Consider the following 13,663-nt stretch of genomic DNA (forward strand, 5'->3'; position numbering starts at 1 on the left):
CTCGCGCGCCGGGATGGGACGGCAGTGCGCTCGTGTGACGTGTGAGGCGACTTCGGGCCGTCCGGGGGCGTGGAGAACGGGGTTTGCATCATCCGTCGCCGTCGGATGAGGCGGGGGATCACTCGTGTGACGCGAGAGGCATCCCCGGACGACCCGCGGGCGTGGGGAACGGAGTTTGCACCGTCCGCCGCCGCCGTCGGATGGGACGCGGGGTCATTCGTGTGACGGGAGAGGCAGCCCCAGCCGACCCGGGGACGTGGGGAACGGAGTTTGCACCACCCGCGACCACCCGACGGGACGGGAGATCCCTCGTGCGACGGGAGAGGCAGCCCCAGCCGACCCGGAGACGTGGGGAACGGAGTTTGCACCACCCGCGACCACCCGCGACCACCCGACGGGACGGGGGATCACTCGTGTGACGGGAGAGGCAGCCCCAGCCGACCCGGGGGCGTGGGGAACGGAGTTTGCACCACCCGCGACCACCCGCGACCACCCGACGGGACGGGGGATCCCTCGCGTGACGGGAGTGACTTGGCTCCCTGCTGGCCCCTCCACCCACCGGCGGTGATCAGCGGGGCTTGAAGCCCGGCCGGGCGACGGCCGTCGGTCGCTGAGCCGGGTCGGTGCACCCCATGCCACTGCCGCGCACCACCAACCGACCGGAAGGGCCCCCACCCGCCCCCGCCACAAGCCGAGCCCCCACCCCACCCGGCGGCACAGGCTCACGCACCCGCACCACTACCCGGGCTCACCACCCACCGGGCCGCACATGGGAACCGCCCCCACCACTACCCGGCCTCACCACCCACCGGGCCGCACATGGGAACCGCCCCCACCACTCCCCGGCCTCACCACCCACCGGCCTGCTCGCCGCCCTGCCACCCCGGCCGCTACCCGGCCTGGTCGCGCGGCCCCGCCCCCCGGCCGCCCTCCGAGTGTGAAAGGGCCCCCGGAGCCGCCGGGTCAAGGGTGGCCGTAGGCCATCGCGGAGCGACGCGACCAACGGGAGCGCCCTTGACGCGGTGGTGGAGGGGGCCACACTCGGAAAGAGGGCGGCCGCACCAGAAGCCCGCAAGGAACCTCCGGCACGACCGCCCTCCGTCACTCAGGTGCTGGTCGCCGATGTGCGACCGCCCGACCGGGCCGGTCAGCTCAGCGCGAGCCAAGCCACCCCCGCCAGGACCACGATCGCCAGCACCACGCCGACGATCAGGCCCACGCGGGGCCCGGAGGAGGAAGGGGCGGCGGCCTGGGGCTGTCGCTGCGGGGTGCCCTCGTCGACGAAGGCGCGGAACATCTGGGTGCTGCCGGCGGGGTCGTAGGAGCCCTCGGGGCCCTGGCCGCCCTGGCCGTACGGTGCTTGGGGGTTGTGTGCCATGGCCCGGACCCTAGCGAAGGTGGGCTTCCGGCCCCAAGCCCCGCCCGGCGGCCCTGCCCGGGACCTGCACGTTCCTCCCCCTCGCTCCCCCCGCACGCCCCCCTCACGGTCACCTTTGCCGATTCTTTAGCGCGCTTTGACCGATTTAGTTTGCCTGAAGCAACCAACCATCTCTATGGTTGCCCTAAGCAACAACATCAGTCAGTGGAGTGTCCCGATGGAAGCGACGGTCCAAGGCGTCCACGGCAACCGATACGAGAACCTGGCCCGCCAGGTCAGCGCCATCGGGGCCGTCAAACGCGGACTCGCCCGCGTCCTGCCCGTCGAGTGCCCGGGCGGCTCCGCCGCCGTCCTCGCACTCCTCCAGCACCACGGCGCCATGCGGATGAGCCGGCTCGCCGAGTTCATGGCCGTGGACATGTCGGTCTGCAGCCGCCATGTCGCCCACACCGTCGAGCACGGCTGGGTCGAGCGACTGCCCGACCCGGACGACCGGCGCTCCCGGATCCTCCGGATCACGGAAGCGGGCCACGCCATGCTCGACGAACTCGACCGCCGGGTGACCGAGGCCTTCGCCCGACACCTCGCGGACTGGTCCGACGACGACGTGGCAGTGCTCACCGCCCTGCTCGCCCGCCTCCGCGACTCCTTCGGGGACTGCCGGGCCCACCACGCTTGAGAACAACCGCAAGCACCCGCAAGCCCCGCAAGCACCCGAGAACACCTGAGAACACCCGAGAACGAAGGAAGTTCATGGCTACGACCTCGCCAGACGCCGCTGCGCGGGACGGCCTCACCGGTCAGGGGAGCGCCACTCCCATGACGCACCGGCAGATCATGGAGGCACTGTCCGGGCTCCTGCTCGGCATGTTCGTCGCCATCCTGTCCTCGACGATCGTCTCCAACGCCCTCCCCCAGATCATCACCGACCTCGGCGGCGGCCAGTCCGCGTACACCTGGGTCGTCACCGCCGCCCTGCTGTCGATGACGGCGACCACGCCGCTGTGGGGCAAGCTCGCGGACCTGTTCTCCAAGAAGCTGCTGGTCCAGATAGCCCTGGTCATCTACGTCGCCGGCTCGGTCGTCGCCGGTCTCTCGCAGAACACCGGCATGCTCATCGCCTGCCGCGTCGTCCAGGGCATCGGCGTCGGCGGTCTGACCGCCCTCTCCCAGATCATCCTCGCCGCCATGATCGCCCCGCGTGAGCGCGGCCGGTACAGCGGCTACCTCGGCGCCACCTTCGCCGTCGCCACCGTCGGCGGCCCGCTGCTCGGCGGTGTCATCACCGACACCGACTGGCTCGGCTGGCGCTGGTGCTTCTACGTCGGCGTGCCCTTCGCGATCATCGCGCTGCTCGTGCTGCAGAAGACCCTGAAGCTCCCCGTCGTGAAGCGCCAGGTGAAGGTCGACTGGGCCGGCGCCCTCTTCATCAGCGCAGCCGTCTCCCTGCTGCTCATCTGGGTCACCTTCGCGGGCGACAAGTACGACTGGATGTCCTGGCAGACCGCCGTCATGGTGGGCGGCTCGATCGCCCTCGGCGCGATCTTCGTCCTGGTCGAGTCCAGGGCCTCCGAGCCGATCATCCCGCTGCGTCTCTTCCGCAACCGCACGATCACCCTCGCCTCGCTCGCCTCGCTCTTCGTGGGCGTCGCGATGTTCGCCGGCACGGTGTTCTTCAGCCAGTACTTCCAGCTGGCCCGCAACGAGTCGCCGACGATGTCCGGTGTCCTCACCATCCCGATGATCGGCGGCCTGTTCGTCTCCTCGACGGTCTCCGGCATGATCATCACCAAGACCGGCCGCTGGAAGGCCTGGCTGGTCAGCGGTGGCGCGCTCGCCGCGGGCGGCCTCGGCCTGCTCGGCACGATCCGTTACGACACGGCGTACTGGCACATCGCGATCTTCATGGCGGTCCTCGGCCTCGGCCTCGGCATGATGATGCAGAACCTGGTCCTGTGCACCCAGAACCAGGTCGCCCCCTCCGACCTCGGCGCCGCCTCCTCCGTCGTCACCTTCTTCCGCTCCCTGGGCGGTGCGATCGGCGTCTCGGCGCTCGGCGCGGTCATGGCCCACCGGGTCACCGACTACGTCAAGGACGGCCTGGCCGAGCTCGGCCCGAAGGCCGCCGCGGCCATGGGCCAGGGCGGCTCCGGCGGCGGCATCCCGGACATGGACAAGCTGCCCGCCCCGATCCGTACGGTCATGGAGAGCGCGTACGGCCACGGTGTCGGCGACGTGTTCCTCTACTCGGCGCCCTTCGCGCTGCTCGCCTTCGTGGTGACGCTGTTCATCAAGGAGGTCGCGCTCAAGGGCAGCGGCGACAGCCCGGCCAAGGCCACGGACACGGCCACGGACACGGCGGCAGACCCGGTCACGGCCCCGGTGCCGGCGCCGGCCACGGCTGCCAAGGAGAGCTGACACAAGAAACTCCCGGCCGCGCTTCGAGCGGAGGCGCGGCCGGGTCGGGTACGGAGCGGCGGGCAGGGGACGGCCCGCCGCTCCGTCATTTCCTTCTCTGGTCCGTCACTTCTCCGAACGGCTCCGCTCGACCATGGTCTCGATGCCCGCGATCAGCACGTCGAGCGCGTAGTCGAAGTCGCGGTCCCACATGACGTCCATCGTGGTGTTGACCCGCTCGTCGATGAGGGGCTTCATGACGCCCAGCTCCTCGGCGAACCTGGGCTCCTCCCGGAAGGCGTCGATGGCCTCGCGGTAGTACTCGTCCTGCGACATGCCCGTCTCGGCGGCCCGGCGCTCGAAGTGCCCCTCGACCGTGCCGAAGCCGTACACGAACTGGAAGACGGCCGAGGTGGCACCCGCCCGGGCGACGACCGGGAGTCCGGTCGACTCGATGACCGTGTAAATGGCCTTCGAGACCGCCATCGCGTGCGGTCCGACGTTGAGGTACGTGCCCGACACCGAGGAGACCCACGGGTGGCGGACCAGCATCCGGCGGTAGCCGTTCGCGAGGATCTTCACCCGCTCCTGCCAGGTCGACGCCCCCTCGACGGCGGCCAGGTCGATCCCGGCGTGGGCGGTGTCGAGGGCGTACTCGATGATGTCGTCCTTGGTGTCCACGTACCAGTAGAGCGACATCGCCGTGACGTTCAGCTCCGTCGCGAGCTTGCGCATCGACAGCTTGGCCAGGCCCTCCTCGTCCAGTATCCGGATCGACTCGGTGACGATCCGGTCCCGGTCGAGCCCGCCCGGGCCGCCCCCGCTGCGGGCGGCCCGGTTCTCCAGCCAGACGCTGGAACGCGCCGGGTTCTTGGCCCTGTCGGCCGCCTTGACCATGGCGTTCCTCCGTCTTTTCGGCCTGTCAACGGTTACGGCCCATGCTATGCAGCCGCCTCGAGCTTCTCGGACTGCTGCGCGGCCCGCCGCTCCACGCCCTCGGCGCGCTTGAGCAGGGCGGCGGCCAGCAGACCGCCGGCGAAGACGGCGATCGCGCCGACCAGCTGGCTGGTCTGGAGGCCGCTCGCGAAAGCGTCGGAGATCTGCTGCCGCTCGCTCTCGCTGCCCGCGGCGGCCAGGGCGGCCGGGAGCGAGGTCGCCGTGACGGTGACCAGGGCGGCGAAGCGGGCGTTGAGGACGGCGCCGAGGATGGCGACGCCGAGGCCGTTGCCGAATTCGGCGAGGGTGCCGTTGACACCGGCGCCGACGCCCGCCTTCTCCGGCGGGATCGCGCTCATGATGGCGTTGGCCATCGCCGGGTTGGAGATCGCGATGCCCGCCCCCATGAGGATCATGCCGAGCAGCATGCCGGCGTACGAGCCGTCGTTGCCGCCGCCGAGCAGGGCGATCGAGGCGAGACCGGCCGCGACCAGGCTCAGGCCGAGGGCGACCGAGGGCGCGCCGCCGATCTTCATGACGAGCTTCGGGCCGAGGCCGGAGAGGTTGAGGACCACGATCGTCAGTGCGATCGGCGCCATCCGCAGACCCGCCTCCAGCGGCTCGTAACCGAGCACGAACTGCAGGTGCTGGGTCAGCAGGAACATCGAACCGCCCATGCCGAGCATGACCAGGATCGAGCCGGCGACGGCGCCCACGAACTTCTGGTTGCGGAAGAAGTGCATGTCGAGCATCGGGTACGGGATGCGCAGCTCCCACAGCACGAACGCGGCGAGCACGACGACGCCGATCGCGGCCGGGACGAGGACCTCGGCGGAGACCCAGCCGTGCTCGGGGCCGGTGATGATCGCGTAGACGAGCGAGGCCATGCCGATGGTGGAGAGCAGCGCGCCGAACAGGTCGGGGCGGTCGCCCTGCGGGTTCTTGGACTCCGGGACCAGCTTGAGGACGGCGACCAGGCCGATGACGGCGACCGGGATGTTGACCAGGAAGATCATCCCCCACCAGAAGTGGTTGAGGATCGCGCCGCCGATCAGCGGGCCGGCGGCGAAGCCGAGGGAGCCGATGGTGGCCCAGATGGCGATGGCCTTGACCCGCTGGGACTCGTCGAAGATCTGCATGACGACGGCGAGGGTGGTGGTCATCAGGAGCGCACCGCCGACGCCCATGCCCGCGCGGGCGGCGATCAGCTGGCCGGTGGAGTCGGCGAGTCCGGCGGTGAGCGAGCCGAGGCCGAAGAGCGCGAGGCCGGCGGCGAGGAGCTTCTTGCGGCCGTAGCGGTCGGCGGCGTTGCCCGCGGTCAGGAGCAGGCCGGACTGCACGAGCGAGTAGGCGTTGATCATCCACTGGATGTCGCTGGTGGAGGCGTGCAGCTCGGTGGTCAGCGAGGGGATGGCGACGCTGAGCACGGTGTTGTCGAGCAGCACGGTGAGCTGGGCGAGGCAGATGACGCCGAGGATCAGCCAGCGCTGCGGGTGGCCCCCGCCGGCGGCGGCCCTTTCGTTCGCGGCGGTCGACGCCGTCATGGCAACTCCTTATACGGTGTACGAGGCGAGTTCTCGTACACCGTATAGGAGTCTCTCGTACGCTGTATAGGGGTTTTTTCCCGCGGCCTACTTCTTGCTGGTCAGGTCGTAGAAAGTGGCTCCTCCGACGGTCTTCGAGGCGAAGGTGGCCGTCACCCACTCGGTGATCCGGGCGCTCGTACCGTTGCCGCCTCCCATACCGCCGCCACCGCCGCCGGACGCGATGAAGTAGTGGATCTTCCCCTCGGCGACGTACTGCTTGAACTGCGCGAGGGTCGGGGACGGATCGCTCCCGTTGAAGCCGCCGATCGCCATCACCGGCTTCTCGGTGGCGAGCTGGTAGCTGGCCGCGTTCTGGGCGCCGACGGCGGCGGCGACCCAGGTGTAGGAGTCGGCGTCGGCGGTGAGGGCCTGCGCTGCCTCGGCGCCGACGCTGGCGCCGTTGAGAAGCCCGCCCATGCCACCGCCGGCGCGGCCGTTCTCGCCGTCGGTCCGGCCCTGGCCTTGGCCCATGCCTTGGCCCACGCCTTGGCCTATGCCCTGACCGCCGCCGGGACCGCCGGGCAACTGCCCCATGCCCTGGCCGCCGCCCGGACCACCGGGCAACCGCCCCATGCCCTGACCGCCACCGGGAGCCTGACCACCGGCGAACATCCGGCCGCCACCGCCACCGCCACCGCCCATCCCCGGCCCACGCCCGCCGCCCATCGCGCCCGACGGGCCCGCCGTCACGATCGAGCCCTGGTGGCCGTCGGCCACCGTGGCCAGGGTGTAGGCGAACGGGCCCGCGAGCCCCGCCGCGAGGCCGAGCCCCGCCGCCGCGAGGCCCAGCCGCCGGTCCACCCGGCCCGCGAGCAGCAGCCCGAGCGCCGCCGCGCAGCCCGTGACCAGCACCGCCCAGCGCAGCCACGGCTGCCAGTCCGGCGTACGGCCGAGCAGCACCCACCCCCACACCGCCGTCACGGCGACCGCCGCCGCCAGGCCCGCCGAGGCGAGCAGCCGGGACCGCTCCTCCCACAGCACCGCCCCGCCCATGCCGACCAGGGCGGCGAGGTACGGGGCCATCGCCACCGTGTAGTACTCGTGGAAGATGCCGGCCATGAAGCTGAAGACGGCCGTCGTCAGCAGCAGCGAGCCGCCCCACACCAGGAACGCCGAGCGCGCCGTGTCCGTACGCGCCGCCCGCCAGGTCACCACGAGCCCGGCGACCAGCAGGATCAGCGCGGCCGGCAGCAGCCACGAGATCTGGCCGCCGATCTGCTCGTTGAACATCCGGCCGAGGCCGGTCTCGCCCCAGCCGCCACCGCCCCGGCCGCCGCCCGCGCCACCGCCCGGCCCGCCGGCGAACTCCGCACCGGTCGGCAGCTCCATGCCCATGCCCTGGCCACGGCCCCCGCCGCCACCGGCACCACCGCCGCCGACGCTGCCGACCTCGTCGCCGTTCAGCCGGCCCAGGCCGTTGTAGCCGAAGGTCAGTTCAAGGAAGCTGTTGTTCTGCGAGCCGCCGACGTACGGCCGGGAGGACGCCGGCCACAGCTCGACCAGGGCCACCCACCAGCCCGCCGACACGACCATCGCGAGCCCGCCAAGGCCGATCCGGCCGATCCGCCGCCCGACACCGCCGGGCGCGCACACCACGTACACGAGCGCGAGGACCGGCAGGATCAGGAAGGCCTGCAGCGTCTTGGCGAGGAACGCGAAGCCGAGCGCGACACCCGCCCACACCAGCCACCTCGCGGCGCCCTTGTCCAGCTCCAGGGCGCGCAGCACGCAGTAGACGGCGACCGTCATCAGCAGCGCCAGCAGCGCGTCCGGGTTGTTGAAGCGGAACATCAGCGCGGCGACCGGCGTGAGCGCGAGGACCGCCCCCGCGATCAGTCCGGCGCCCGCGCCGAAGCGGCGGCGGACGGCCGCGTACAGGACGCCGACCGTGGCCACGCCCATCAGCACCTCGGGCACGAGGATCTGCCAGGAGCCGAGGCCGAAGAGGCGGACGGACAGCGCCATCGGCCACAGGGCGGCCGGGGGCTTGTCGACGGTGATGGCGTTCGCCGCGTCGAGCGAGCCGAAGAAGAAGGCCTTCCAGCTCTCGCCGCCGGCCTGGACGGCGGCGGAGTAGAAGGAGTTGGCGTAGCCGCTCGCGCTCAGGTTCCAGAGGTAGAGGCCGGCGGTGGCGAGGAGCAGGCCGAGGAAGACGGGCCGCACCCAGGGGGCGTCCTCGGGACGGCCGCGCCAGAGGCGTCGGGTCAGGGAGTTCATCGAGTGGACGTCCTAGTCGGGCTGGTCGTGTCGGTCCGAGTGGTCGTGTCGGTCCGAGTGGTCGGGCTGATCGGGCTCGTGGGGCTGGTCGGGCTGGTCGGGCTGGTCGTGTCGGACGAGCCGGTCGCCTTTCGACGCGTGGGGGTCCGAGGAGAACGCTCCGGAAAGACCCAGAGCCGGAAGAGGAGGAAGCGCACGACGGTCGCAGCGAGGTTGGCGACGACCAGCACGGCGAGCTCGGTCGAGTGCGCCGGATCGCCGGTCGCGGCGCCGAGCGCGGCAAGGGAACCACTGGTCAGGGCGAGGCCGATGGCGAAGACCACGAGCCCCTGCGCCTGGTGGCGGGCGGCCCGCTCCCGGCCCCGTACGCCGAAGGTGAGCCGCCGGTTGGCGGCCGTGTTGGCGACGGCGGAGACGAGGAGGGCCGCGGCGTTGGCCGGCTGGGAGCCGACGCCGAGCCGGAAGAGCGAGTACAGGACGACGTAGAACAGCGTCGACAGGGCCCCGACCACGCAGAAGCCGACCAGCTGGCGGGCCAGTCCGCCCGGCACGCCGGTCAGTTCGCGGTCCCGCGGGTCGTCGCCGAAGGGCCGCGCCAGGCGGTCGAGCGGCAGCGAACCGGTCGCGAGCGCCCGCCCCACCCTCAGCACGCCCTTCAGGTCGTCGGTCGCGGTGCGGACGATGTGCACGGTCGAGTCCGGGTCGTCGACCCAGTCGACCGGCACCTCGTGGATCCGCAGCCCGGCCCGCTCCGCGAGCACCAGCATCTCGGTGTCGAAGAACCACCCGGTGTCCTCGACCATGGGAAGCAGCCGCTCGGCGACCTCCCGCCGTATCGCCTTGAACCCGCACTGGGCGTCGGAGAAGCGGGCGGCGAGCGAGCCGCGCAGGATCAGGTTGTACGCGCGGGAGACGAACTCCCGCTTCGGCCCGCGCACCACGCGCGACGAGCGGGCGAGCCGCGAGCCGATGGCGAGGTCGGAGTGGCCGGAGATGAGCGGCGCGACAAGCGGGAGCAGCGCGTTGAGGTCGGTGGACAGATCCACGTCCATGTACGCGAGGACCGGCGCCTCCGAGGCGGACCACACGGTCCGCAGCGCCCGTCCGCGACCCTTCTGCTCAAGTCGCACGGAGCGTACGGCGGGCAGCCCGGCTGCCAGCGAACGGGCCACGTCGGGGGTGGCGTCGGTGGACGCGTTGTCGGCGACGGTGATGCGGAAGTCGTACGGGAAGGTACGGGAGAGGTGGTCGTGGAGCCGCCGCACGCAGGGCTCCAGGTCCTTCTCCTCGTTGTAGACGGGGATCACCACATCGAGGACGGGCCGGCCGGCCACGCCGACGGGCAGGTGCTCCCGGGCGGGCAGCGTTTCGGCGGATGGTGAGGTGTACATGGAACAGACCCTCGCCAGGCCCGCTGTCACGGCGGTGTGGCGAGCCTGTGCCGTGGCTGTGAGTCAGCGCTGTCCGGGGAGCCGGACCGAGAAGAGCGTGCGACCGGGCACGCTGTCGACGCTCACCTCACCACCATGGGCGAGGACGACGGCCCGGACGATGGCCAGCCCGAGCCCGGTGCTGCCGGCGTTCCGCGATCGCGAGGCGTCGCCGCGCGCGAACCGCTCGAAGACGGAGGGGAGCAGTTCGGGTGCGATCCCCGGCCCGTCGTCCTCGACCTCGACGACCGCGTGGCCGCCGGCGGACTCGCGCAGCCGCGCCGTGACCGTCGTACCGGGCGGAGTGTGCGTACGGGCGTTGGCGAGCAGGTTGACGAGCACCTGATGCAGTCGGGCGCCGTCGGCCGGGACCTTCACGGCGCTGCCCCCGTCGGGCAGTTCGAGCCGCCAGCGGTGGTCGGGCCCGGCGGCGCGGGCGTCGGAGACGGCGTCGAGGACGAGCAGGGAGAGATCGGTGCCCTCGTAGGAGAGCGGGCGTCCGGTGTCGAGCCGGGCGAGCAGCAGCAGGTCCTCGACCAGGCCCGTCATCCGGGTCGCCTCGGACTCGATGCGCCCGAGGGCGTGGCGGGTGTCGGGCCCGCACTCCTCGCGGCCGCGCCGGGTGAGCTCCGCGTACCCGCGGATCGAGGCGAGCGGGGTGCGCAGCTCATGACTCGCGTCCGCGACGAACTGCCGTACCCGCGTCTCGCTCTGCTGGCGGGCGTCGAGCGCCGAATGGACATGGTCCAGCATGCGGTTGATGGCCGCGCCGACCTGCCCGACCTCGGTCCGCGGATCGGCCTCGGCCTCGGGCACCCGGTGGTCGAGGGCCACCTCGCCGCTGTGCAGCGGCAGCCGGGCGACCTGGGCGGCGGTCGCGGCGACCCGGCGCAGCGGGCGCAGCGCGACCCGTACGAGCACGGTCCCGGCGAGCGAGGCGGCGACGAGCCCGGCGCCCGTGACGCTCAGCTCGACCACGATCAGGGTGGACAGGGAGTCCTGGAGCTCGGCGAGCGGTATGCCGACGAGGTAGTCGCCGTTGCGGCCCGACGCGTACTGCACGCGGTAGTCCCCGAGGCCGCCGGGCAGCGCCACGGTGTGCGGTTCGCCGTCGCGCGGTACGGAGGAGAGGGCGGCGACCTGCCCGGCCTCGAGTGCCTTGGGCTCGTACCTCGGCCCGTACGGCCCGTCCCCGGGCGGCACGGACACCGACCCGGACGAGACCTGCCCGGCCACGACGGCCGCGCCGACCGTCCCGAGCGGCGCGCCGGGCCCGGTGACGAAGTCCCGCGGCTCGTGGGAGCCGGCCGACCAGGGCATCGGCACGGGCGAGAGGTTCGGCGGCCCGGCGGCCCGGTTGGAGACCGCCCGCAGCTGGTCGTCGACCTGGTCGTACAGATAGGACCGGAACGCGATCGTCGTCACCGTGCCGATGACGGCGGCGACGACGGCGATCAGCGCGACGGCGGAGACGACGAGCCGGGTACGGAGCGACCAGGGCGCCCCGGGGCGGATGCGCACGGGTGCTACTCCCCCGGCTTGATCAGGTACCCCGCCCCGCGCCGCGTGTGGATCATCGGGCTGCGCCCGGCGTCGATCTTCCGCCGCAGGTAGGAGATGTAGAGCTCGACGACGTTGGCCTGGCCGCCGAAGTCGTACGACCACACCCGGTCCAGGATCTGCGCCTTGCTGAGCACCCGGCGCGGATTGCGCATGAGGTAGCGCAGCAGCTCGAACTCGGTGGCGGTGAGGTGGATGGACTCGCCGCCCCGGGTCACCTCGTGGCTGTCCTCGTCGAGGGTGAGGTCCCCGACCGTGAGCAGCGACTCGCTGCGCGCCTGCGCGGCCCCGGAGCGCCGGATGAGCCCGCGCAGCCGGGCCACCACCTCCTCCAGGCTGAAGGGCTTGGTGACGTAGTCGTCGCCGCCCGCCGTGAGCCCCGCGATCCGGTCCTCGACGGCGTCCTTGGCGGTCAGGAACAGCACCGGCACCTCGGGCAGCTCGCGCCGCAGCCGGCCGAGGACGGCGAGCCCGTCCATGTCCGGCAGCATCATGTCGAGCACGACGACATCGGGCCGGAACTCCCGGGCCCGCTTCAGGGCCCCGGCCCCGTCGCCCGCGCTGTGCACCTGCCAGCCCTCGTAGCGCAGGGCCATCGAGAGCAGCTCGGCGAGCGAGGCCTCGTCGTCGACGACGAGCACACGGACGGCGGTGCCGTCGGACCGGAGCAGATCGGTACGCGATCGAGGAGTGGTCGCAGTCATGGGACAAAGGTGTCCGGCGCTACTGAGACCCTTCTTTCGCTTCCCTGTGAATCTGCTGAGAATGCGGCCGGGACGGCCCACCGAGCTCGAAGAGGCGTACGGCGTTGTCGTGGCAGACGCCCCGCAGCCAGTCGTCCCCGAGGCCGAGCCGCTCCAGGGCATGAAGCTGGTGGAGATAGGGATACGGAATGTTGGGAAAATCCGACCCGAAGAGGATCCGCTCCCCGAGGCCGACGAGGCGCGGCAGCTCGGTGGCCGGGAAGGGCGCGAGCCGCTCGCTGAAGTCGGTGAAGGCCATGGTGGTGTCGAGGTGGACGCCGTCGTACCGCTCGGCCAGGTCGAGGAAGTCCCCGTACTCGGGCATCCCCATGTGGGCGACGATCAGCCGCAGCCCGGGGTGGCGGGCGAGCAGCCGCCCGACGGGCCCGGGCCCGGTGTACTTGCCGGGTGCGGGCCCGGAGCCGCAGTGCACGACGAGCGGCGTCCCGGCCTCTTCGAGCACGCCCCACACGTCGTCGAGCAGGGGGTCGTTCGGGTCGAAGTCCCCGACCTGGAGGTGCACCTTGAAGACCCGGGCCCCGCGATCGAGCGCACGGCGTACGTAGGCGGGGGCGCCGGCCTCGGGGAAGAGGGTCGCGGTGTGGAGGCAGTCGGGTGTGCGGCCGGCGAAGTCGGCGGCCCAGTCGTTGAGCCAGGCGGCCATGCCGGCCTTGTGCGGGTAGAGCATCGAGGTGAAGGCGAGCACCCCGAACTCACGGAGGAGCGCGACCCGCCGCTCCTCCTCCTCGCGATAGGTGATGGGCCACGCACGACCGGTCAGGGGCCCGGCGGAGTCGAAGTAGGCCCAAACCTTGTCGAGGACGTTCTGGGGCATGAAGTGGGTGTGGACGTCGACGAGCCCGGGAAGGCCGAGCCGGCGGGCGAAACGGGCGGCGCCTTCGGCGTCGGTGTGCCGGGCCGGGGTCGCCCGGGCCGGGGTCGCCCGGGCCGGGGTCGTTTCGGCCTCGGCAGGCTCGGAGCCGATCCCTTCAGCACAGGCCCGCTCGGCCCCGAGTCCTTCGCCCCCGCGCGGCTCAGCCCCGGCCCGCTCGGCGCCGATCCCTTCGCCCCGGGCCGGCTCAGCCCCGGTCAAAGCCGTAACTCCGCTCGACCTTGCCGATGTGCACGCTGTAGCTGTCGTACCAGTGCTCGCGCCCGTGGCGCTTGGCGGCCAGGTGCTCGGGGTGGTGCTGCCAGGCGGCGAGCCCGTCCAGGTCACGGAAGTAGGCGACGGTGATCCCGATGCCGCCGGGGGTGCGGGCGGACTCGTACCCGAGGAAGCCGGGCACGTCCCGGACGAGCTCCTGCATGCGGGCGCTGGTCTCGGCGTAGCCCTCGGGCGCGTCGGGGCGGATGGAGGTGAAGACAGCGGTGTAGTAAGGCGGTTCGAGGCCCGCCACCAGGCTCTGGGTCATG

General features: G+C 72.0%; 11 protein-coding genes. 2 read left to right on the top strand and 9 right to left on the bottom strand.

Translation table 11 applies throughout. The features are described from left to right. Window positions 1-1,147 precede the first annotated feature (1,147 nt). Window positions 1,148-1,378 carry a hypothetical protein gene (locus ACIGEZ_RS05855; RefSeq protein ID WP_399826267.1) on the bottom strand — a complete coding sequence of 77 codons (231 nt, stop codon included), beginning with the start codon at window positions 1,376-1,378 and terminating at the stop codon, window positions 1,148-1,150. 217 nt (window positions 1,379-1,595) lie between these two features. On the opposite strand from ACIGEZ_RS05855, the gene ACIGEZ_RS05860 reads away from it, so the two are divergent. Together ACIGEZ_RS05860 and ACIGEZ_RS05865 are read left to right on the top strand one after the other, a co-directional pair. Continuing rightward, entirely contained in the window at window positions 1,596-2,057 is a 462-nt protein-coding gene (locus tag ACIGEZ_RS05860; protein WP_399826270.1) for a MarR family winged helix-turn-helix transcriptional regulator, read from the top strand. 74 nt (window positions 2,058-2,131) lie between these two features. After that, a complete protein-coding gene (locus ACIGEZ_RS05865) occupies window positions 2,132-3,796 on the top strand; it encodes an MDR family MFS transporter (RefSeq protein ID WP_399826272.1) in 1,665 nt (554 codons plus the stop codon). Between the two features lie 105 nt (window positions 3,797-3,901). On the opposite strand, the gene ACIGEZ_RS05870 is transcribed toward ACIGEZ_RS05865, so the two are convergent. From ACIGEZ_RS05870 to ACIGEZ_RS05905, 8 genes are all read right to left on the bottom strand, one after another. After that, window positions 3,902-4,672: a TetR/AcrR family transcriptional regulator gene (locus ACIGEZ_RS05870; RefSeq protein ID WP_399826274.1), complete on the bottom strand. Its 771-nt coding sequence runs from the start codon at window positions 4,670-4,672 to the stop codon at window positions 3,902-3,904. Window positions 4,673-4,716: 44 nt separating this feature from the next. Further along, on the bottom strand, window positions 4,717-6,255 hold the full coding sequence (locus ACIGEZ_RS05875; RefSeq protein WP_399826276.1) for a DHA2 family efflux MFS transporter permease subunit: 1,539 nt from the start codon (window positions 6,253-6,255) through the stop codon (window positions 4,717-4,719). Window positions 6,256-6,342: 87 nt separating this feature from the next. Continuing rightward, window positions 6,343-8,514 carry an ArnT family glycosyltransferase gene (locus tag ACIGEZ_RS05880; RefSeq protein WP_399826278.1) on the bottom strand — a complete coding sequence of 724 codons (2,172 nt, stop codon included), beginning with the start codon at window positions 8,512-8,514 and terminating at the stop codon, window positions 6,343-6,345. After that, on the bottom strand, window positions 8,511-9,905 hold the full coding sequence (locus ACIGEZ_RS05885) for a glycosyltransferase (RefSeq protein ID WP_399826281.1): 1,395 nt from the start codon (window positions 9,903-9,905) through the stop codon (window positions 8,511-8,513). The genes ACIGEZ_RS05880 and ACIGEZ_RS05885 overlap by 4 nt, the downstream gene beginning before the upstream one ends. 63 nt (window positions 9,906-9,968) lie before the next feature. Continuing rightward, window positions 9,969-11,465: a sensor histidine kinase gene (locus ACIGEZ_RS05890; RefSeq protein WP_399826283.1), complete on the bottom strand. Its 1,497-nt coding sequence runs from the start codon at window positions 11,463-11,465 to the stop codon at window positions 9,969-9,971. Window positions 11,466-11,470: 5 nt separating this feature from the next. After that, complete coding sequence (locus ACIGEZ_RS05895; protein WP_399826286.1) at window positions 11,471-12,208, bottom strand: response regulator transcription factor; 738 nt, start codon at window positions 12,206-12,208, stop codon at window positions 11,471-11,473. A gap of 19 nt (window positions 12,209-12,227) precedes the next feature. Further along, window positions 12,228-13,340, bottom strand: coding sequence for an amidohydrolase family protein (locus tag ACIGEZ_RS05900; RefSeq protein ID WP_399826288.1), 1,113 nt, complete (start codon window positions 13,338-13,340; stop codon window positions 12,228-12,230). Continuing rightward, window positions 13,327-13,662: an antibiotic biosynthesis monooxygenase family protein gene (locus tag ACIGEZ_RS05905; RefSeq protein WP_399826291.1), complete on the bottom strand. Its 336-nt coding sequence runs from the start codon at window positions 13,660-13,662 to the stop codon at window positions 13,327-13,329. Before ACIGEZ_RS05905 ends, ACIGEZ_RS05900 begins: the two co-directional genes overlap by 14 nt. Between the last annotated feature and the right edge of the window lies 1 nt (window position 13,663).

The organism is Streptomyces sp. NPDC085481, from assembly GCF_044541845.1.
In the GTDB taxonomy this organism is placed as follows: domain Bacteria; phylum Actinomycetota; class Actinomycetes; order Streptomycetales; family Streptomycetaceae; genus Streptomyces.